We start from the raw sequence: 21,639 nt of genomic DNA, 5'->3' as shown, positions 1-21,639 counted from the left end.
ACACAGTTCATAACTTTTCCAATTACGATAGATTAACACTATCCTATCTCCCAAATTTTCGCTTTGCGCGTTCGCTTACATAATTCAAATGTGTAACCTGTAAACTGACAATCATACTTGGGACTTGTTTTTGAATGAATGGCTTAATTTTCCCCGTATAATCTTCTAATGTCTGACATTCATAACTTCTTGGTAAAAATGCTGTGTAACGATATCTTATTTTTAATGAAGCGTCGTCAATCACATCTTCCATAAATTCGAGTGTGAGCGTATCGCTTTTAAAATTGTCCAACCGCTTAGACTTTGCGTTTGTAAGCATTGTGACAAATCCAGTTGTATATATCATCCTGCTTCACCCTTAACGAGACCTAAATTTCAATTTCTGTCCCCATTCTACCACGATTATTCAACGAAAAAAACAACGGAATATTGGAGTACCACCATTAAAGTTAGCTTATCCCATGTAAATTTCTTATTACAAATTAAAATAGAGGAGTGAATGAGCCATTCATCTCCTCGTCAACACCTTTCCAATCGAAAACCTTTAGTTTATCATTAAATACGTGACCAACATACCAAGAAGGACACCAATAAAAATTGTAGCCCCGTAAATGCATAGTACACGCCTCAAATTCTCATCCTTTCAATTTAAATTAGACTACAGCATGACCGAATAGAGAGAGAGCAAAGCATGATCTTGCATTGAATCAAGATTATGCTCACGTTGCATAGTTACCAAAATTCTAAAAACTTTAACGTTCGTTCTCTTCCTATTTTCATTAGTTCTGCTTTCGTTTCATCTTCTAAATTAAATTGGGTTGCACTAAAACCTTCAACGGGTATGAAAACGACATCTTTTTCATGTTCTCGGGAAATATACCGTTCATCATGGGCATTCTTCATCGTAGAAAACAATGCTTCAAATAAATGTAATGCATTCGATATTTCATGTCCGCCCACTTCTTCTTTACTCCTACTTAATTTTAGTCCAATAACAGGACGCTCTCTTTTTCCAGCATCGCCATCAAATAGCCACATTGGAAAATTACTCAGCACGCCTCCATCAACAATAATCGTGTCATCTGTAGCTACTTTCATCTTTACCGGTTCAAAGAAAAAAGGAATGCCACAACTCATTCGCAAAGCACGTGCAACTGGAAAACTTTCTGGTTTTACACCATAACTTTCTAAATCATCCGGAAGCACCAACATTTTACCATTTGTTAAGTCGGATGCGATAAGCCTTAATGTCCCGGCAGGTAAATCTGCAAATGAATAGATACCTTTGTTGGCCAGTTTTTCAAAGAACCATTTTTCTAACGCCTTTCCTTGATAGAGTCCAAGTCGCCAATAAAGCCGTATCCATTTCATAAAAGGTATAGGAAGTATTGTATTCCGTGGATCGAGTAAGGTTATTGGATCGAGTTCATCTAATAATTTTTCAATTTCTTTTGCTGTATATCCTGCAGCAATAAAACTTGCCAGAATAGCACCGGCACTTGTTCCTGCAACTCGTTTAAAACGATAGCCTTTCTCTTCCAGAACGCTGTATGCGCCAACTAATGCAAATCCTTTTAACCCTCCACCGGAAAATACGCCGTCGATTAACATGAAAGTTCTCTTCCTTTCATCTACCATTGGTCTAATATAAGTGAAGACGTAGTAAAATAGAACTTTTAACTGGAATAACAAAATTTACAGCACTTCAACGCTAATTTTCCTTTTGAGGCGATTTTATAACACTAATTGTTTAGGTTTGCGCTAATAAATATTTCACAAATTAATAAAACAACCGTTTATCCAAAATACATTTGGATAAACGGTTGTCCTAAACGCTTCCTTCATCACTATTCACCTAAATGACGCCCGCAAATTCACCTAGGTTGTTTTGCTACGTATTCCATTAATCCCATTGAGCTAACATCCATATCGAGCTTAATAATGCCATATACATCATGGGTATCTGAAATATTTTGATGTCGCAAATGATTTTGCACTTTCGCAAATAAACGAGCACTTAGTGCGTGGTAATCTTTTCCTTCCGAATAAACAGCACCCGCTTCTTTCACAAAGATAGGTAACCATGCTTCCACTTGGTTTAATGCTTCCTCAACGTCTTTCGTATATCCATAATGTCCAAAATATAAGTAATCCAGATTCATCACTCGCATTCGGTCAATTGCGTGTTGCATTGCATGTGCGTTAAATTGGTTCGGTGATGTAGATGGAAGGAAAAGTTGAACGCCATCGTCTATAAGTTGTTCATAGCGGATACCGACGGTGTCTCCTGTAAACATGCCATTACTGACTGGATCATAAATGGCAAGATGGTGATTGGAGTGTCCCGGCGTATCCCAAAATTGTAATGTACATGCCTCGCCAATCGTTAATGTATCCCCTTCCCCTTTTATGAGTAGACGTTCTTCAGGGATTGGCAAAATCGGATCAAATAGTTCGTCAAATTTATCTCCATATACTGCTTTTGCGCCTGCAATCAGTCTTTCTGGCTGCGCAAGATGGCGTGCCCCTCTCGAATGTACAACAACAGTTGCATTTGGGCTTTCCTCCAACAATAACCCTGCACCGCCTGCATGATCTAAATGGATATGGGTCACAATGATATACTTAATATCTGCTAGAGTATGCCCAAGCCGCTTTAATCCTACACGAATATGTTGAACGGATGGACTTGGACCTGTTTCAACAATCGTTAAATCACGCTCATTAATCACATAGATTCCCGTTCGATGTTCAATACCTAAATCAAAACCATCAATTAGTTCTACTCGCTGCTGCTCAACCATTCTTCATGCCCCCTTAACACCGTTGATTGAATATTCATTCATAGTATAGCACGAAATCAACTATTCAGATAGATTCCACGCGCTTAGATTGAGTCAAGTTTTTGTGGGTACTATTTTAAATCAGAGGTTTTCTCTTCTTGGATAGTTAAGTATTCCGATTTTAAAAACGCCAAATAAACCATGTTGATTTCCGTTCCGAGCGGACGCGTTCCGTAGGGCGTGCGGTGAGCCTCCTCGTCGCGAAAACCGCGCTCCTGTGGGGTCTCACCTGTCACGCTAATCCCACTGGAGTCGCCGCTCTGCACTACAATCAACAGAGATTCCTTATACATAAGTTTTTATAAACATAAATAACTTACATAACTTTCTTTAGTAATAACTTTGTTATCTCAAAATCCCTGTAATCCCTTTATAGCTCAAGAAACAGGCTTTCTAGTTGCTTTTTGCAAGTAAGAAAGTTTCAAGTTTATTTTTCATCATTCCTACGTAAAGTTTTTATATCTAACCCATCTTTTAAGGCAACCATAAGCTGAATAGATGCTTGGATGCCTTGTTCATTCTAGCTTCTGCCATTATTTAATCTTTTCGCAATCACGCGCATAGTTGCTTCTGATGCCACCATTGGACGCATGGCACTTGTATCTATACTTGTTCAATAAGCCATTTTCGGTAATCGCCAAGTACTTCTAGGTACTAGGGATATTGCCGTATTAAATCAGCATCTTCCAATTTACCAACAGCACTATTAAGCTCCGTCATTAAACCTTCTATGTTGTATTTGGCAAGCTTGATACGAATGGAGTGCCATCTAGGGTGTTCTTTAAAAACAGATTTTAAATCTTTCGCGACGTGAAAGCGATCTAAGATTTTGTTAAAAGATCTTGGTGTGGGTAACTTCGTGTTATTTTTAATCATGTGGGTTCTATCCTGGAGTGTGTGTGTGCAAACTTCACTATACAAGAAGAGAGCCTTTTTTCATGCATAAAATTCAATTTATTCCATGTGCACACCAATTAATCGGAGTGGAAATCGGCGACTCCTGCGGGAGCAGCGCGAGCTGAAAGCCCCGCAGGAGCGAAGCGACGAGGAGATTGAAGCCGTGCCCGCGGAAAGCGTCCGATTGGAACGGAGATTAATTATGTTATGGATTTTCATTCGCCCACAAACCCCCGCGCTTATCACACTAGAATTCCTTAATAAAAAAACATGCCCCCTATAAAATACGGAGGCATGTTCATTTTTCTCTCTATGATGATTCTTGTATTTATAGTTTAAAACGACTGACAACTTGTTCTAATTGTAATGCCAGATCATTTGTATCCATAGAACGATTTGTCACTTCATCAATCGATGCTGTCGTTTCTTTCCGTTGCAGCCGATATATTCATCGACATATCTTCTATTGTGTGAATTTCACGTGTCAACTCGCTAATCAACTGAACAACTTGTTCCGAACTTTCTGCTTCTATCGTTGTTGATGCAGATAGTGAACTAATTTCCTCTACGGTTTTAGAAACTGCTTGAGCGACTTGACTGAGCGATTCAGCAGTTAAACGAACCGTATTCGTACCAGATTCAATAAGTGCTGTACTTTCTTCTGTTGAAGAGACAACTTGCTGTATATGGGCAGTAATATCAGCAACTAATTTCTCAACTTCGAGTACTTCACTATTGGATTGTTCCGCTAACTTTCTAACTTCTTCAGCAACAACAGCAAACCCTTGGCCATGCTCTCCCGCACGCGCTGCCTCAATGGAAGCATTCAATGCCAACAAGTTTGTTTGTGCGGCAATTCCCGCGATTGTACTTGTAATATCTTGAATTTTTGTTGTGGACTCTATGAGATTTTGTATCGTGTTTCCAGAGTCAACTGATTCCGTCCGTATTTTCTCCATGTCTTCGTTAATTTCATTTGCTCTTTGTTGGCCATTTTCTGCAACTTGCATCGTTGCTTTAGAGTTTTCTACAGAACGATCCGCAGTAACTTTAGATGCTTGAATATTATCCGCCAATGTTCCCAAAATGGATGAGGCATGCTCAGCATTTGCGGTTCCATTTGAGATTGAAATCGTGACGTCGCTCATATTCGCAGCAACTTGCTGAATCGCATCATGCATTTCATTTAATGACATGGCCGTTTCTGATGAGTTTTTGGTCAATTGAACCGCGGTTGTCTTCATCGTTCCAATTATATTACGCAAATTAGCCGTCATCATATTTAACGTACGCGCTAAATCGCCAACTTCATCTCTACTATTCACAACAGTATCTTCAATTGCTAGATTCCCATCTGCAATTTCTCTTGCATGGTTTATGAGCGAAGAAATTTGACTTGTTTTCCGTCTAATTAAGTAGATTGTAATACTTGCTGCAATCACCATAGGAATTAAGCTGATTAAAACGCCATTTCGAACAACGTCCCAGGTTCTTTCAGCAACTATCGCATTATCAAAATCGATGACACTAATGGCAATCACATCACCAGATGAATCATGATTTTCAAAAATCGGTGCATATCCTGATAAACGTTCAATACCTGCAAACTCATAAGGCTGCGAATAAGTTGGATGCTTCGTTTCTAACAATGTAGAAATCGCTTCATCATCTATTGGAATCGCATCTCCTACTTTTAATCCTTTTGCCGCTAAATGATCATCCATAGCAAGCAGATTACCGTCTAAGTCAATGATGTATTGCGTTTCAAAGATATCTTTATGTGCAGTCGTCCAGTTTAATTGCTTTCCAACTGTTTCCATCGTATTTGTATCGCCATTTTTAATTTTGACAATATCACCTGGTTCAATTAATCCTGTCGTGATGTTCGCACAACCATATGCTTCTACCCCAGCCGCGTCATATAATTTATCATAAGCTGTTTTATAGGTAGCGAAAGATGAAATCGCCAACATCGCAATCATGATACCAACAATTATTGCGCCTAACTGAAATGTTAATGTGTTTTTCAAACCCCTGCCTCCTCGTACGTGAAAAAAGTTCCATAAACTATGTATCTATTTCAACACACTCCAAATGAGTCAAGGTGCCTAGTAGAAATGTGACAATTTTCTTACACGCTACACGAACAAAACGAGAAGCGGACCAATCAACGAGCCAATGATTGCACTAAGCGTCATCGCAACTGATGCCATAGATAGTGACAGTTCTCCGTATTCAGTTGATTTCGCAACGCCTAAGGCATGCGATGCACTGCCCAACGCAAGCCCCTTTCCTAATCGACTTTCAATTCCTGTGTATTTCATCACGTAAGGGCCGACAATAATTCCACTAAATCCAGCAATCATGACAAAAATAGCCGTTAAAGATGGAATGCCTCCCATTGTGTCACTTATCTGAATTGCAACAGGTGTTGTGATTGACTTAGGAATAATGGTATAGACAATTTCTTCTTCAACTTTAAATAATTTTGCAAAAAAGATAATGCTCCCCATCGCGGTAATTAAGCCCGATGAGATGCCTAGTAGTATTACTTTTTTATATTGCATCATAATCTTTCTTTGATTGTATAAAGGATAGGCAAGTGCGACCACACATGGACCTAAGAATTGTTCAATCCACTTCCCGCCCTTCATATAATCCGCATAAGGAATATTAAATAGTAATAGTCCTATACAAATCAAGGTCGTTGTCGTTAACATTGGATGGAAAACAGCATTTGGATAACGACCGTATAAACGCCTCATCATCAAAAATAAACCTACCGTCGTAATAATCACAATGATTGGCGTTAATAAGTTTTGCATATTAGGATTCCTCCTTTACTTGCTTCTTTTCGTACCATTCACTCATTCGTCCCGCGACAATCATCGTTAAGAAGGTACTAATCATGACGATTAGTATTAGGAAAATCCCTTTTACCGAAAGAAATTCTGGATGTTGGACGATCCCAACGGTCGCTGGAATGAAGAAAAGTGGTAAAATTATTAATAATAACCCTGCACCTTCCTGAATAAACGATTCTGGAATGATACGTAAATGTAATCCGACCAATAATAGTAATAGCCCAATAATACTTCCAGGTATCGATAAGCTTAACAAATTAGAGATAAACTCCCCTAATACACTTAATAGATATAAGCCCGCTATTTGGATAATGATAAGAAATATTTTTTTAAGCGGGATATCTAGTATTTTTTTCATTCACAATCACCCTTTCACACAGTTGAAACAATAGATTATCAATTTAAAGCGATATGTAAGTCCATTTCATCATTCGTTATACTAAAATTAAATACGACCACCTTAATACTTTATCAATAGAAAAAGGCTAGGTCTAGAATCTTTTTCAAGATTAGCCTAGCCTAGCACATAAAGGTCGGATATAGTAAATTTTCGAATCGTTACTTATTTACTACTGAATGAAATCTCTCTTTCGCCTCAAGTCGACGCTTGTGTAAAATCGGTTCTGTATAGCCATTCGGCTGATTCAATCCTTCGAACACCAATTCGCAAGCTGCTTGGAAAGCGATTGATTCGCCAAAGTTTGGGGCCATCGGGCGGTACGAGGTATCCTCTTTATTTTGTTCATCTACTACTACCGCCATTCGCTTCATCGTTTCATGCACTTGGTCTTCTGTACAAATGCCGTGATGCAACCAATTCGCAATATGCTGACTGGAAATTCGTAATGTTGCACGGTCTTCCATAAGGCCTACATCATTAATATCTGGCACTTTTGAGCAGCCGACCCCTTGGTCAATCCAACGCACAACATACCCTAAAATTCCTTGAGCGTTATTATCGAGTTCCTCTTGAATTTCTTTCGGGCGCCAATTTGGTTTATTTTCTAAAGGAACTTCTAAGATGGCTTCTTGTATGTCATCAGAATGCGTAATTTTTTTCTGGATTTCTTGGACATTCACTTGATGGTAATGTAGGGCATGTAAAGTGGCTGCTGTTGGGGAAGGAACCCAAGCTGTGTTCGCTCCGGCTTGTGGGTGATTTATTTTCTCTTCTAGCATTTGTGCCATTTTATCTGGCATTGCCCACATGCCTTTTCCAATTTGCGCATGACCATGTAAACCACATTGTATCCCAACGCCTACATTGGACTGTTCATAAGCTTTTAACCAAGTTGTCTTTTTCATGTCATTTTTACGAGTCATAACGCCTGCTTCCATAGACGTATGAATCTCATCACCTGTACGATCTAGAAAGCCTGTATTAATAAATGCAATTCTATCTTTCACTTCACGGATACAAGCTTTTAAATTCAAAGAAGTGCGGCGTTCTTCGTCCATGAGCCCAATTTTTATCGTGCATCGTTCCAAACCGAGCATATCTTCTATACGGTTAAATAGTTTATTCGCGAACGCGGCTTCTTTTGAGCCATGCATTTTTGGTTTTACAATATAGATAGAATTATATAGGGAATTTTTAAATGTATTGTCCTCGTCAAAATTATGGAGGGCTAACAGTGATGTGATAACACCATCCAATAAGCCTTCATAAACTTCTTCGTTGTTTTTATCTAACACAGCAGGATTAGTCATTAGATGGCCGACGTTGCGGATGAAAATTAGGGACCTGCCACGTAATTCCAACTTTTCTTCTGATGGCGTTTTATATAAACGGTCTGGGTTTAAAGATCTTGTCATCATTTGACCGTCTTTTTCAAAAGATGAAGTTAAATTCCCTTTCATCAGACCTAATAAATTTCGATAAACCTCTACTTTATCTTCCGCATCTACAGCTGCGACTGAATCTTCACAGTCCATAATTGTTGAAAGTGCGGCCTCTAAATAAACGTCTTTCACACCTGCTGGATCCGTCTTTCCAATAGGGTGATTGCGATCGATTTGAATTTCAACATGAAGCCCGTTATTGACGAATAAAAGAGCAGTTGGTTTTGTAGAAAGGCCTTGAAACCCTTTAAACTGTGACGGGTTTTCTAAAGAAGTTGTTTGACCGTCTTCTGTTTTCGCATAGACAGCACCTTGTTCAATAAAATAGCTTTGGATTTGATGATGTTCTGTATCCTTAAAAGGAATTGTGTGATTTAAAAAATTCTTCGCATAAGAAATAACTGCATTTCCACGAACCGGATTGTATTGTTTTCCAACTTCTTGCCCATTATCACTTGGAATAACATCCGTGCCATAAAGCGCATCATATAAGCTCCCCCATCTTGCATTCGCAGCATTCAGGGCATATCGAGCGTTGTTAACCGGTACGACAAGTTGTGGCCCTGCTTGATTGGCAATTTCATCATCAACATTTCTAGTTGAAACTTTAAAATCTTCAACTTTAGACTCTAAATAACCAATTTCTTCAAGAAAATTTTTATACTGTTTTAACACAATCGTGCCTGTATTTTTTTTATGCCAATCATTTATTTGCTTTTGGAATGTTTCACGCTCAAGCAATAGCTGTTTATTTTCTGGCGTTAATTCATGAATAACCTCACTAAAACGTCCCCAGAAATCCACTTGTTCAATACCAGAATTTAGTAATGCCTCGTTGTTAATAAAATCATAAAGAATTTCTGAAACTTTTAGGTCATTTACTTGCACATAGTTTTCCATTGAATACTCCCCCATTTTATTCGTATGAAAACGTCTCTATATCATTATGCTCGATATAGAGACGTATGTTTTCTTCACTCTTCATGTCTACCGATACAGCGTTCGCATTCGTAAACAACAGATTCAATTTTTTCAATATATCTTTCTCCGCATTCTGGACATTCTTTTTCCTGTGCCATTCTAACCATCTCAGTTTTTTTCATATTAATCTCCTCCGTTTTTATTATTTCCCCACACAAGGGAATAAGTTTTTTATTTTTCAATCAATAGTTGGCGCGTAGGGAAGTCTTCCGCTCCGACTTCCCTCTAGTAAAGCGCCTACGATCAAAGTTATATACTCATAATTTAGAAAGGATTACACCTTTACAAAGAAACTTAAACAAATTGCGCTTCTTCAGTTGATCCTGTCATTGCAGTTGTTGAGGATGTTCCTCCTGAAATAACTTGTGTTACATCATCGAAATAACCTGTTCCAACTTCACGTTGGTGTCTCGTTGCTGTATATCCTTTTGATTCGCTCGCAAATTCAGCTTGCTGTAGCTTAGAGTAAGCTGCCATGCCGTTATCCTTATACTCATGTGCCAATTCAAACATACTGTGGTTTAATGAGTGGAAGCCTGCTAATGTTACGAACTGGAACTTGTAGCCAAGTTTTCCAAGTTCACGTTGATAATTTGCAATCTCTTCATCAGACAAAGCGGCTTTCCAGTTAAATGATGGTGAACAGTTGTAAGCAAGCAATTTATCAGGATATTCAGCATGGATTGCGTCCGCGAATTGTTTTGCTTCTTCAAGATTCGGCGTTGATGTTTCACACCAAATTAAATCGGCATAAGGTGCATAAGCGAGTCCTCTTGAAATCGCTTGGTCAATCCCTGCACGCGTGCGGAAGAAACCTTCTGGTGTTCTCTCCCCTGTAATAAACTCCTGATCTACTGGGTCAATATCGCTCGTAACCATATCTGCAGCATCCGCATCCGTACGTGCGATAATCACAGTTGGAACACCAAGAACATCTGCTGCTAGGCGTGCGGCTGTTAGATTACGAATCGCGTTTTGTGTTGGAAGTAATACTTTCCCCCCTAAGTGACCACATTTCTTTTCTGAAGCCAGTTGGTCTTCCAAGTGGACACCAGCCGCACCCGCTTCAATCATGCCCTTCATTAATTCGAAAACGTTTAAAGGACCACCAAAGCCCGCTTCCATATCGGCGACGATTGGTGCAAACCAATCAAACCCATCTTCTCTGCCCTCTGCGTGGTCGATCTGGTCTGCTCGTTGAAGTGCTTGGTTGATTCGCTCTACAACTTTTGGAACACTGTTTGCTGGATATAAACTTTGGTCCGGGTACATTTGACCAGCTAAGTTCGCATCTGCTGCTACTTGCCAACCGCTTAAGTAAATTGCTTGTAAACCTGCTTTTACTTGTTGAACAGCTTGGTTTCCAGTTAGTGCACCAAGTGCATTGACGAAGTCTTCCTCATGAATTGATTTAAATAAACGAGCTGCACCTTTTTGCGCTAGCGTATATTCAATCTGAAGAGAACCTCTTAATTTTACAACATCCTCACCGCTGTAATTACGTTTGATTCCTTTCCATCTTGGGTCAGTCGCCCACATTTCTTCTAACTGTTTTGCTTGCTCTTTCCTTTTTGTCATCCAACTCATCCTCCCAAAAATCAAAAAATATTTTGATTAAACTGTTTTACAACAGATTTAATTCTTGTATACTAATCTATAACAGAATCTTCTTTTTGTCATACTATTTAGATAGAACAGACTATTCCGCGACAAAACAGCTTATAGTAGGATGAATAAGATTGAACAATTAAGGGGGAAAAGTGGAATGGGAATTGATGCGGCTGTACAATATGTAAGTATTTTAAAAGAATGGTTACCAAGAGAAGCCTCGGTTGCAGTTATAGCCAATGGACGCTATTTGTATTATGTTCCTGGTATGCATGACATCCGAGCTGTAGTTGGTCAATCAGTTGACGCTAACAGCATTGTGCATGATGTATTAAAAAAGAAAAGTAAAGTTGAAAAGTACATGCAAGGTGATGAAAACAGCTCTTCCTATTACGGGATTGGTTATCCAGTGATAGTAGATGATATAGAAGGAGTCCTCCTTGTGAGTTTCCCTCCTAATCATCATTCACTTTATAAAGAACCAATGACTTTTTTAACTGGCAGGAATGAAGACTGTTGGCACCCAATTGCAGTTGACAAAATATCACATATTGAAAGTTTACAAAAGAAAACTTGGTTTTATAAAAATGACATAGCCTATCAATCTATGTATACATTAAAAGATTTAATTGAAAAATTGCCGGATTTCTTTCTACGCATTCATCGTTCTTACATCGTAAATATTCAACATATTTTAGAAATTTCTCGTGATTTTTCATCAAACATGTTGATTACCCTAAAAAACGGTACCGTATTACCTGTCAGTCAATCTTATTCAACACATATTCGCAAAAAGCTCGGATTTTAATTTTTTTAATAAATATAAATACTACTCCAATAATGGGCTTATTTTATTCCTTCTATAGAGGTAATCTTTAAGTAGCTGTTTGTCTTTTAATTTAAAAAACTCGGAATCTCTTAGGGTTGATTTTATTCTTCAAATGTGTTAAAAATTATAAATCTAAACACTCATTTAACGTACCATCTGTTTAACTATTTACCGGAACGCCTACACTATTTACAACAGTAAAAAAATGAGTTGAATTCCAATTTGGGATATAGAAAATCAATCGAAAAGAGGACTTAATTATGGAAAATGTCACTGCTCTTGAATTACATCGAAAGCATCAAGGGAAAATGGAGATTCAATCAAAAGTACCCCTTGAAAATCAAGTCGATCTAAGTTTAGCGTATTCGCCTGGCGTCGCTGATCCATGTGTCGAAATTCATAATGAACCAAAAAATGTGTATGACTATACGATGAAAGGCAATCTTGTTGGCATCGTAACGGACGGGACAGCTGTCTTAGGTCTCGGTGACATTGGTCCCGAAGCTGCTTTACCTGTTATGGAGGGGAAAGCATTACTCCTTAAAAAATTTGCAAATATTGATGCGTTTCCAATTTGCTTAGATACGACCGATACAGAAGAAATTATTCGTACTGTCAAAGTTCTAAGTCCTACATTCGGCGGTATTAATTTGGAAGATATTTCAGCACCTCGTTGTTTCGAAATTGAAGAGCGTTTAAGAGAAGAATGTTCAATTCCAGTGTTTCATGATGATCAACACGGAACGGCTATCGTTGTTTCGGCAGGACTAATGAACTCATTAAAGTTGGTCAATAAAGAAATTGAAAATATCAAAGTTGTTGTCAATGGAGCAGGAGCTGCTGGGATTGCAATTACTAAATTGCTCCTTTCACTTGGCGTAACGAATATCATTATGTGCGATTCAAGAGGTATTATTTATAAAGAACGCCCACATGGTATGAATGAGCAAAAAGAATTTATTGCTGAAATTACAAATCGCTCAAATGAAACAGGCGATTTAAAAAATGCTTTAAAAGATGCAGATGTGTTCATCGGAGTTTCTGTTGCCAATGTTTTAACAAAAGAATTAATTGATCAGATGAATGATGAACCGATTGTTTTTGCACTTGCTAATCCAATGCCTGAAATCCTTCCAGACATTGCGAAAGAGTTCGGCGTTAGAGTCATCGCAACGGGACGTTCTGATTTTGCGAACCAAGTAAATAATGTATTAGCTTTCCCAGGTATTTTTAGAGGTGCATTAAATGTGCGAGCAACCGATATTAATGACGAGATGAAACTAGCCGCAACGAAAGCGATTGCAGCTTTAATAGAGCCTGCTGAGCTACATGAAGACTATGTTATTCCTAATCCTTTTGATTCAAGAGTTGTAGAAGCTGTTTCAAAAGCTGTGAGCGAGGCAGCCATTCAAACAGGTGTTGCTCAAATATCCTTGCAAAAATAAATAAACGCGATAACGAGTGAATTCGACATCAACTTACTGCGAAATTCACTCGTTTTTCCATAATCAATTATGCCTTGGTATCATCTAGTTAACATTTTATTTAAATTATGGGATTATATAGAAAGTCTGACAATTCTACAAAGTTCTATGATATAATCGGTTCTAATAGAAAGAATATTATAACTTTGGGGTGATGTAGATGTATGTTCCAATGAATCTATTACATTTTTTAGATCGTGCAGTGACAGTCTATGGGGAGAAATGTGCAGTCATTGATTATGAAGAAGGTCGAACTTTTACGTACAAAGAACTAGCAACACGGGTGAATCAACTTTCTCATGGCCTTCGTTCTCTTGGCGTTCAAAAAGGAGATAAAGTGGCCTATCTCGCGCCAAATACCGTTGAAATGTTAGAGGGTTTTTATGGAATCTTTCAACTCGGTGCGACGATGGTTCCACTAAATATTCGATTGAAACCAGAAGACTATGTATTTATTTTAAATCACAGCGAATCAAAAGTACTTTTTGTTGATCAAGATATGCTAACTTTAATCGAACCTATTAAACATCAATTAGAAACCGTAGAAACAATTATCGTTCATTATGGTGACGACACTTCTAACGAAATTAGTTATGATAAATGGCTTAATTCGTTTCCTGAAAATCAGTTTGAACGTGCCCCTATTGATGAATTCGATGTTTGTAGCTTATTGTATACGAGCGGTACAACAGGTAATCCAAAAGGAGTTATGTTGACTCATCGTAGCAATTACTTACACGCTTTATCAGCGATGCATCACCTTCGCGTGCATGATGACGATATTTATTTACATGTATTACCGATGTTTCACGTAAATGGTTGGGGATCACCTTTTTATTACACTGCAAATGGTGCGACACATATTTGTTTACGCAGAGCAACTCCAGCTAAAATTTTCGATGCGATTTATAAGCACAAGGCGACAGCCGTCCATATGGCGCCCACTGTTTTAAACTCACTTCTACAGCTTCATGATGAAAAGAAACCGGAGACTGGTGAAAATGTTCGAGTTGTAATTGCTGGCTCTGCACCACCTCCAGCGTTTATCCGACGTGTTGAAGATGAACTTGGTTGGACGTTTATCCAAGTATACGGGATGACAGAAACATCACCACTAACATTAACTTCAGCTTCACGTTCAACGGAAGAACATTTAACAGAAGAGAAAAAAGTTCGATTAAAAGCAAAAGCCGGTTATCCAATGATTGGAAGCGATGTCCGTGTCGTTGATGAAAGCGGCAATGAGGTTCCACATGATGGTCATTCACTTGGTGAAATTGTTGTCTATGGTCATGGTGTTATGAAAGGTTATTGGAAAAACAAGGAAGAGACTGAAGAAGCCATTCAAAATGGTTGGCTACATACTGGGGATATGGGTACCATAGATGAATTTGGTCACATTGACATTACGGACCGCAAAAAAGATATTATTATTTCAGGTGGAGAAAATATATCCTCCATTGAAGTTGAAGGCGTTCTTTACGAACATCCTTCTATTCTAGAGGCCGCTGTTATTGCAGTCCCTCACGAAAAATGGGGAGAAACGCCTCATGCCTATATTGTTCTAAGAGACGGACATACTTTAACTGAGGAAGAAGTCATTACTTTTTCACGTTCTAAACTTGCCCATTTTAAAGCAGTCACTAGCATCACTTTTATTGATGAATTGCCAAAAACAGCTTCTGGTAAAATACAAAAAGTTCAACTAAGAAATGAGTATTGGGAAGCCAATCCAACAACAACTGGGCGATTCGTGAACTAATATACGCAGATATGCAATTAATTTCACTGAAAACTAAAAGAGTTCAACGGTTTGCGACTTGTTGAACTCCTTTATAACTTCTAATTCTTCATCCTTCTACTGAATAGAACCCACCAAGGAATCTTTAGTAATGCACTTTTGAGCCTTTCCACACCAAATGTAGCGTTTTCTCATTCTTTAGAGACACTGCCCTCTAATTCGATGAATGAAAACATTATTTTATATTTTCCATAAAAAATAAAACCCCTTATCATCAATAAAATTGAGAAAAAGGGTTCATTTTTTTAGTTTTTATCTTTAACACGCTGAATGGGTATGTCCGCCACAATATCATTGATTACCCAACTCGCACAAATTAGCCCAGCAACGGATGGTACGAATGCATTTGACGCGGGAGGCATTTCTGCTTTACGAATCGGCGCATCAGGATTACCGACTGTATCAGCAATCTCTTCTCGAATGACGACAGGACTTTCATCAGTAAACACGACAGGCAGTCCTTTTTTAATTCCTTCTTTACGTAGTCGTAAGCGAATCACTTTCGCTAAAGGATCTGTATGTGTTTTTGAAATGTCTGCAATTTGTAACCGAGTCGGGTCCATCTTATTGGCTGCCCCCATGCAAGAAATTATCTTTACGTCTCGGGCAATGCATTCTTTCGCTAGATGAATTTTATAACTAATCGTATCTGAAGCATCGATGACATAGTCAGGTTGATAAGCAAAAAATTCATCGGCTGTTTCCTCTGTATACCACATATGAAGCGCAATAACTTCGCAATCTTTATTAATATCCGCGATACGTTCTTTCATTACTTCGGCTTTAGAACGACCTACCGTTGATAAATAAGCAACGAGCTGTCGATTAATATTAGTAATATCGACATCATCTTTGTCTACAAGAATAATACGCCCAATCCCGCTTCTTGCACATGCTTCTGCTGCGAAAGAACCAACGCCTCCCACACCTAAAATAGCGACTGTTTTATCGCGCATTCTTGCTACGCCTTCTGTACCGATGGCGAGTTCATTTCTTGAAAATTGATGCAACAAAAGTAATTCCGCCTTTCCATTAGAACAATGATCCGTTTCATAACCAAAGTGAAATATTTTCTCCACTAAAAAACCTCTCCGTATATATTACACAGAGAGGATTAAGTTTCATCATAAGCACGAATCCCAAATGTGCCGTCTTTGTAATATCGTTTTGAACCTGCGTTCGGCAGGTGGGTGTTCTCTTTAGAATTTCTGACGTCCTTTTTTTAAAAAAGGCATGTCATACATCCTAAAATACAAACTCCCTACGATAGAAGTGTTGGGTCAAAACAGACTTTCAAATAACGAACACTTCAGGATTCGTATTACATATAGATTACCATACTTCAAAATGAAGTTCAAACGTTTTCTTTAAATTAACTCACAATTCCATTTATTCTTTACTAGATTTTGCTGTTTTAATGCCAAGTTCAGCCAATTGAGCATTGTCCACTTCATCAGGCGCATTTGTTAGCAAATCACTTGCGCTTGCTGTTTTAGGGAATGCAATTGTATCTCGTAAATTGGTTGCCCCCGCAAGAATCATCACAATACGGTCTAGTCCGAATGCAATGCCTCCGTGAGGCGGTGTTCCGTATTCAAATGCATCAAGTAAAAATCCAAATTGCTCTCGTGCAGATTCTTCTGTGAATCCAAGTGCTTCAAACATTTTCTCTTGAACTTCACGTTGATAAATACGAAGTGAACCTCCACCAAGTTCATAACCATTTAAAACGAGGTCATAGGCTTGCGCTTTTACTTCATCACGGTTCGATTCTAATTGCTCTACATTGGCAGGCATTGTAAATGGATGGTGAGCGGCATAATATCGCCCATCTTCTTCATCGTACTCAAATAACGGCCATTCCGTCACCCATAGGAAATCAAATTTCGACTCATCAATTAGATTGCGTTCTTTTCCGAGTTTTACTCGTAGCGCACCTAAAGCGTCCGCAACAACTTTCTTTTTATCCGCAACAAAGAGTAACAGGTCACCCGCTTCCGCTTCAGCAACTTCCGTTAATGCTTTTTCCATATCGCCTTCAAAGAACTTTGCAATAGGTCCAGTAAGTCCTTCTTCTGTTACTTTTAACCAAGCAAGTCCTTTAGCACCGTAGAGCCCTGCATATTCTCCTAATGCATCAATGTCTTTACGAGAATAATCAGCCGCACCATTTTTCACATTGATTAACTTTACTTGTCCCCCAGATGCAACAGCGCCACTAAATACTTTAAATGGTGCGTCTTTAACGACCTCTGAAACGTCCGTTAATTCCATTGCAAAACGTGTATCCGGTTTATCTGAACCGAAACGGGCCATCGCTTCGTCGTATGGCATTCTTCTAAATGGAATCTCAATATCAATACCTTTAACATCTTTCATCACTTTTTGCATAAGACGCTCATTTAGCTCGATAATTTCATCGATAGACATAAAACTCATTTCCATATCGATTTGCGTAAATTCTGGTTGTCGATCCGCACGTAAATCCTCATCGCGGAAACAACGCGCGATTTGATAGTAACGGTCAAAACCAGAAACCATTAGCATTTGTTTAAATAATTGTGGTGATTGCGGTAGCGCATAAAATTCGCCTGCATGAACACGGCTCGGGACGAGATAGTCGCGTGCGCCTTCTGGTGTTGATTTCGTTAAAATAGGTGTTTCCACTTCTAAAAAGCCTTCATCATCTAAGAAGTTGCGCACTGTACGCATAATATCCGAGCGCATTTTGAACGTGCGCGCCAGTTTTGGTCTTCTTAAATCTAAATAACGGTATTTCAAACGAATTTCTTCACTAACGTCTGTTTCATCTTCAATCGTAAATGTCGGTGTTTTTGCTTTATTAATGATTGTTACTTCTTCTACTTGCACTTCAATTGAACCTGTTTTCATATTTGGGTTCTTTTGATTTTCTTCGCGAGCAATAACTTTTCCAGTAACACTTAAGACGAACTCGTTACGAATTTTTTCGGCAGTTGCCAATGCTTCTTTAGAAAGGTCGGGATTAAAAACTGTCTGAACGAGTCCTGTACGGTCCCGAAGGTCAATAAAAATTAAACCGCCCAGGTCTCTTCTAATTTGCACCCAACCTTTTAAGGTTACTTTTGAACCGATATCTCTTTCTGTCACTTCTCCGCAATAATGTGTACGTTGCATGTTTTCATCAGCCTTCCTTATCCGCTTGTAATATTTTTTGTACGACTTCAGCCGTAGAAATTTTTTCCTGCTGTCTCGTTGCCATATTCCTTAACATCACAACATCTTCGTCTACTTCCTCATCACCAATTACGATGACATGATTCGCTTCTAGACGGTCAGCTGACTTCATTTGCGCTTTCATTCTACGATCCGTGTAATCCATGTCGGCACGTAATCCATTTGTCCGCAGTGCACTTAACACCTTCGCGCCAGCACGTTTTGCACGCTCTCCCAATGTCACCACATACACATCCAGTGTAGGCGCTACTTCAAATGAAACACCTTCTGCTTCCATCGCGAGAAGAAGACGTTCGATACTCATTGCAAAACCAATACCTGGTGCAGTAGGTCCACCAATTTCTTCAACTAAACCATTGTATCTACCGCCACCACAAAGTGTTGTAATCGCTCCAAATCCTTCTGAAGTACTCATAATTTCGAATGCAGTATGGTTGTAATAATCCAAGCCGCGAACAAGATTTGCATCTACTTCAAACTCAATACCTGCATCTTCTAAATAACCTTTCACCGCTTCAAAATAAGCAACCGATTCTTCATTTAAATAATTTGAAAGAGAAGGTGCCGAAGCAATGAGTGGATTGTTACTATCTACTTTACAATCTAATATTCGAAGTGGATTCTTATCTAATCTCGTTTTACAATCTGAACAGAACTCATCAATATGCGGTGTGAAGTGTTCAATTAAAGCCGTCTTATGAGCACTTCGGCAAGCTGTATCTCCTAATGAGTTAATGACCAACTTTAATTTTGAAAGACCAGCACGTTTATACACATCCATTGCTAATCCAATTACTTCTGCATCAATTGCGGGGTCGTTACTGCCAATTGCTTCGACACCAAATTGAACAAATTGACGGTATCGTCCAGCTTGTTGACGCTCGTAACGGAACATTGGCCCCGAATAGTACAACTTCACTGGTTGGTCAGGATAACCAAACATTTTATTTTCAATAAACGATCGTACTACTGAAGCAGTGCCTTCAGGTCGTAGCGTGAGCGAACGATCGCCACGGTCTGTAAATGTATACATTTCTTTTTGAACGATGTCAGTTGTGTCCCCAACTGTTCTTTGAAACAACTCTGTTTGTTCAAAGATTGGCGTTCGAATTTCTTTATACCGATAAACATCACATACTTCACGTATGATTTGTTCTACTTGTTGCCACTTCCATGTTTCAGCTGGCAAAATGTCTTGTGTACCTCTAGGGACTTTAAAATTCATCAATATTCTCCTCTCATTAAAAACCATCATAGTAGGTGGATTTGCTTACATATTATTAAGCACAAAAAAGACTCCCACCCCTTGCATATTGCAAGGGACGAGAGCCTAATAGCTTCCGCGGTTCCACCCTAATTGGCGTATTATACGCCCACTCGTATTCGGATAACGGCCGATTCCGTCTTTACCTACTCATCATTTCATGCTTTCGATAAAGAGCCTCGGTGGTGTTGTTCATCATAATTGTTTGTAGGTTGGATTTCAGCCACGTCCATCCCTCTCTGAACAAACAGATTTATCATTACTCTCCACGTCTTCAGCAAATTTTATAGTTAGTTACACTTCATCTTAATAATTATATTGTGTCATGTCAACCTTTTCGCAAATAATGTAGTTTTATGGTTTGGATTGTCTTATAATGAATTTTAAAGGAGTTGATTAAATGAAAATAAAAAGAATCGCGCTATTGGCCCTTGCATTTATTTTTACCCTTACTTTTATTACAAGTGAAATGAAGACGAACGCACAGCCAAATGGAACAGCCGTGGCAGTGAACTCGCTCAATGTACGCACAGGCCCTGGTCTTTCCTACGATGTAATCGATTCCTTAAAACGCGGCGAACAAGTTGAAATCATCTCAACTTCAGATGATTGGCTGAAAGTAAACTATAAAGGACGAACGGGCTGGATTGCTTCCTGGCTAACCACTACAAACAATCAGCGTCCTAATGAACTAACAGAAATTGTCTCTCAAACAGACGCATTAAACTTTCGAGCAAGTCCATCTGTGAATGCACCTATTTTAACACGAATGAACGCGGGAGATAAAGCAACACTAATCAGCCGTGAAGGCGAATGGGTGTATGCACAATTTCACGGTACGAAAGGTTGGGTACATCAACAGTTTATTTCTGAAGTAACAGTCAAACAGGAAAAGTCAGTAGAGCAACCGCAAACCTATGATAACTTTGAGTCGTTTACTGTTTTAGTTGATGCGTTAAACGTTAGAAAGAAAGCAGGCTTGTCGTCCAAGAAAATTAGTACAATACATAAAGGTGAAACGTATCCTGTTCAACAGATCGAAGGGAATTGGGTACAATTAAAAATTGATGACAAAAAAGTTGGATGGGTTTATTCTTTTCACGGAGAACTTACACACAAAAAAGCTTCACAATCAAAGTCCTATGAAAAAAACCGAAAAGTGACTGTTCTTACAAACGGAACAAATATTAGGGAATCTGCAACAACCTCTTCATCCATTGTCAGCCGAGCAAATGCTGGTGAACAGTTTTCCATTAAAGAAGAACATGGAGATTGGTATGAAGTTACTTTGCCGAATGGACAATCTGCGTTCATCGCGAAATGGGTCGTCTCCATTGAGGAAGATAAACTAACACCTACATCTACAATCAATAAACCTAAACGAGAGCCTGGTACACTTACAGGGCTGACGATTATAGTAGATCCAGGACATGGCGGAAATGATAGAGGTACAACCGGCGCTAGAGGTACATTAGAAAAGACACTTACGCTGAAGACGGCTGAAATGCTCGTTGCCAAACTTCAAGCGGCCGGAGCCACTGTCCATCTAACAAGAAATTCCGATCATTACGTGTCGTTGCAAAAGAGAGTTATGATTAGTCAACAGAATAATGCAGATGCTTTTATTAGCATCCATTATGACGCAAACCCTGACACATCTATTTCAGGTTTTACAACGTATTATCAATATCGTAACCAAGCGGCGCTAGCAAAATCCATTAGTAACGGTCTTCAATCTAGCATTGCACTTAGAAACCGTGGTGCTCAACCGGGAAATTATTATGTACTGCGCGAGAACAAACAAAACGCTGTGCTCGTTGAACTTGGTTTTTTATCAAATCCATCAGAAGAGCGAACAATAGACAGCAACCGCTATCGCGACCAAGCAACATACGGAATATATAAAGGGATTTTGAATTATTTCGATATGAACGGTCGATGAAGTGCGTATCCTTTATGAAGAAACAATAATGTATTTAAAAATCCTTAAGCGATATTTGGCCGCTTAAG

17 protein-coding genes, 1 other RNA gene and 1 other annotated feature are annotated in these 21,639 nt (G+C 38.9%); of the genes, 4 read left to right on the top strand and 14 right to left on the bottom strand.

The annotated features are described in order from the left end of the window. Positions 1-43 precede the first annotated feature (43 nt). From AB1H92_RS06335 to aceA, 10 genes are all read right to left on the bottom strand, one after another. Positions 44-346 carry a hypothetical protein gene (locus tag AB1H92_RS06335; RefSeq protein WP_115361400.1) on the bottom strand — a complete coding sequence of 101 codons (303 nt, stop codon included), beginning with the start codon at positions 344-346 and terminating at the stop codon, positions 44-46. 386 nt (positions 347-732) lie between these two features. Further along, positions 733-1,611 (bottom strand): patatin-like phospholipase family protein, encoded by an 879-nt coding sequence (locus AB1H92_RS06330; RefSeq protein ID WP_115361402.1) that lies wholly within the window; start codon positions 1,609-1,611, stop codon positions 733-735. 263 nt (positions 1,612-1,874) lie between these two features. Then, positions 1,875-2,804 (bottom strand): MBL fold metallo-hydrolase, encoded by a 930-nt coding sequence (locus tag AB1H92_RS06325; RefSeq protein ID WP_115361404.1) that lies wholly within the window; start codon positions 2,802-2,804, stop codon positions 1,875-1,877. A 693-nt stretch (positions 2,805-3,497) separates the two neighbouring features. Further along, positions 3,498-3,719, bottom strand: a complete 222-nt coding sequence (locus AB1H92_RS06320) for a UPF0236 family transposase-like protein (protein ID WP_115361408.1) — start codon at positions 3,717-3,719, stop codon at positions 3,498-3,500. A 428-nt stretch (positions 3,720-4,147) separates the two neighbouring features. After that, a complete protein-coding gene (locus tag AB1H92_RS06315) occupies positions 4,148-5,770 on the bottom strand; it encodes a methyl-accepting chemotaxis protein (protein WP_243835736.1) in 1,623 nt (540 codons plus the stop codon). 108 nt (positions 5,771-5,878) lie between these two features. Beyond that, complete coding sequence (locus AB1H92_RS06310) at positions 5,879-6,565, bottom strand: LrgB family protein (RefSeq protein ID WP_115361410.1); 687 nt, start codon at positions 6,563-6,565, stop codon at positions 5,879-5,881. A 1-nt stretch (position 6,566) separates the two neighbouring features. Further along, entirely contained in the window at positions 6,567-6,962 is a 396-nt protein-coding gene (locus AB1H92_RS06305) for a CidA/LrgA family holin-like protein (protein WP_115361412.1), read from the bottom strand. A gap of 200 nt (positions 6,963-7,162) precedes the next feature. Next, entirely contained in the window at positions 7,163-9,346 is a 2,184-nt protein-coding gene (locus tag AB1H92_RS06300) for a malate synthase G (protein ID WP_115361414.1), read from the bottom strand. Between the two features lie 74 nt (positions 9,347-9,420). After that, the gene (yhfH, locus tag AB1H92_RS06295) at positions 9,421-9,549 is read right to left on the bottom strand and encodes a protein YhfH (RefSeq protein WP_115361416.1); all 129 of its coding nucleotides are present in this window, start codon (positions 9,547-9,549) and stop codon (positions 9,421-9,423) included. Positions 9,550-9,721: 172 nt separating this feature from the next. Beyond that, positions 9,722-11,005, bottom strand: a complete 1,284-nt coding sequence (gene aceA / locus AB1H92_RS06290) for an isocitrate lyase (RefSeq protein WP_115361418.1) — start codon at positions 11,003-11,005, stop codon at positions 9,722-9,724. Positions 11,006-11,192: 187 nt separating this feature from the next. Between aceA and AB1H92_RS06285 the strand changes: the two genes are divergently transcribed. The 3 genes from AB1H92_RS06285 (at position 11,193) to AB1H92_RS06275 (ending at position 15,110) form a co-directional block, all read left to right on the top strand. Further along, a complete protein-coding gene (locus tag AB1H92_RS06285) occupies positions 11,193-11,843 on the top strand; it encodes a LytTR family DNA-binding domain-containing protein (protein WP_166739488.1) in 651 nt (216 codons plus the stop codon). Positions 11,844-12,124: 281 nt separating this feature from the next. Further along, positions 12,125-13,309, top strand: coding sequence for an NADP-dependent malic enzyme (locus tag AB1H92_RS06280; protein ID WP_115361422.1), 1,185 nt, complete (start codon positions 12,125-12,127; stop codon positions 13,307-13,309). Between the two features lie 199 nt (positions 13,310-13,508). Continuing rightward, positions 13,509-15,110, top strand: a complete 1,602-nt coding sequence (locus AB1H92_RS06275; RefSeq protein WP_115361424.1) for a long-chain-fatty-acid--CoA ligase — start codon at positions 13,509-13,511, stop codon at positions 15,108-15,110. Positions 15,111-15,394: 284 nt separating this feature from the next. Here AB1H92_RS06275 and AB1H92_RS06270 read toward each other — a convergent pair whose 3' ends face one another. From AB1H92_RS06270 to hisS, 4 genes are all read right to left on the bottom strand, one after another. Next, positions 15,395-16,162: a ThiF family adenylyltransferase gene (locus tag AB1H92_RS06270; protein ID WP_115364092.1), complete on the bottom strand. Its 768-nt coding sequence runs from the start codon at positions 16,160-16,162 to the stop codon at positions 15,395-15,397. A gap of 119 nt (positions 16,163-16,281) precedes the next feature. Beyond that, a non-coding RNA gene (gene ssrS, locus AB1H92_RS06265) (6S RNA) lies at positions 16,282-16,468 on the bottom strand. 70 nt (positions 16,469-16,538) lie between these two features. Then, positions 16,539-18,305: an aspartate--tRNA ligase gene (gene aspS, locus AB1H92_RS06260; RefSeq protein ID WP_115361426.1), complete on the bottom strand. Its 1,767-nt coding sequence runs from the start codon at positions 18,303-18,305 to the stop codon at positions 16,539-16,541. 7 nt (positions 18,306-18,312) lie between these two features. Further along, positions 18,313-19,590: a histidine--tRNA ligase gene (gene hisS / locus AB1H92_RS06255; protein ID WP_115361428.1), complete on the bottom strand. Its 1,278-nt coding sequence runs from the start codon at positions 19,588-19,590 to the stop codon at positions 18,313-18,315. A 90-nt stretch (positions 19,591-19,680) separates the two neighbouring features. Further along, positions 19,681-19,913, bottom strand: a binding site (T-box leader). Positions 19,914-20,029: 116 nt separating this feature from the next. On the opposite strand from hisS, the gene AB1H92_RS06250 reads away from it, so the two are divergent. Then, positions 20,030-21,571: an N-acetylmuramoyl-L-alanine amidase gene (locus AB1H92_RS06250; protein WP_115361430.1), complete on the top strand. Its 1,542-nt coding sequence runs from the start codon at positions 20,030-20,032 to the stop codon at positions 21,569-21,571. Positions 21,572-21,639 lie beyond the last annotated feature (68 nt).

Origin of the sequence: Sporosarcina pasteurii (assembly GCF_041295575.1) — a bacterium.
Lineage (GTDB): Bacteria > Bacillota > Bacilli > Bacillales_A > Planococcaceae > Sporosarcina > Sporosarcina pasteurii.
The sequence above is the reverse complement of the archived record's forward strand: the minus strand, read 5'-3'. Positions and strand labels throughout refer to the sequence as shown.

Excerpts from the sequence above, each read along its gene's own strand:
- hisS (WP_115361428.1), bottom strand. The coding sequence starts at position 19,590 with ATGAATTTTAAAGTCCCTAGAGGTACACAAGACATTTTGCCAGCTGAA.
- AB1H92_RS06305 (WP_115361412.1), bottom strand. The coding sequence starts at position 6,962 with ATGAAAAAAATACTAGATATCCCGCTTAAAAAAATATTTCTTATCATT.
- aceA (WP_115361418.1), bottom strand. The coding sequence starts at position 11,005 with ATGACAAAAAGGAAAGAGCAAGCAAAACAGTTAGAAGAAATGTGGGCG.
- AB1H92_RS06300 (WP_115361414.1), bottom strand. The coding sequence starts at position 9,346 with ATGGAAAACTATGTGCAAGTAAATGACCTAAAAGTTTCAGAAATTCTT.
- AB1H92_RS06280 (WP_115361422.1), top strand. The coding sequence starts at position 12,125 with ATGGAAAATGTCACTGCTCTTGAATTACATCGAAAGCATCAAGGGAAA.
- AB1H92_RS06325 (WP_115361404.1), bottom strand. The coding sequence starts at position 2,804 with ATGGTTGAGCAGCAGCGAGTAGAACTAATTGATGGTTTTGATTTAGGT.
- AB1H92_RS06335 (WP_115361400.1), bottom strand. The coding sequence starts at position 346 with ATGATATATACAACTGGATTTGTCACAATGCTTACAAACGCAAAGTCT.
- AB1H92_RS06330 (WP_115361402.1), bottom strand. The coding sequence starts at position 1,611 with ATGTTAATCGACGGCGTATTTTCCGGTGGAGGGTTAAAAGGATTTGCA.
- AB1H92_RS06250 (WP_115361430.1), top strand. The coding sequence starts at position 20,030 with ATGAAAATAAAAAGAATCGCGCTATTGGCCCTTGCATTTATTTTTACC.
- AB1H92_RS06310 (WP_115361410.1), bottom strand. The coding sequence starts at position 6,565 with ATGCAAAACTTATTAACGCCAATCATTGTGATTATTACGACGGTAGGT.
- aspS (WP_115361426.1), bottom strand. The coding sequence starts at position 18,305 with ATGCAACGTACACATTATTGCGGAGAAGTGACAGAAAGAGATATCGGT.
- AB1H92_RS06320 (WP_115361408.1), bottom strand. The coding sequence starts at position 3,719 with ATGATTAAAAATAACACGAAGTTACCCACACCAAGATCTTTTAACAAA.
- AB1H92_RS06275 (WP_115361424.1), top strand. The coding sequence starts at position 13,509 with ATGTATGTTCCAATGAATCTATTACATTTTTTAGATCGTGCAGTGACA.
- yhfH (WP_115361416.1), bottom strand. The coding sequence starts at position 9,549 with ATGAAAAAAACTGAGATGGTTAGAATGGCACAGGAAAAAGAATGTCCA.
- AB1H92_RS06285 (WP_166739488.1), top strand. The coding sequence starts at position 11,193 with ATGGGAATTGATGCGGCTGTACAATATGTAAGTATTTTAAAAGAATGG.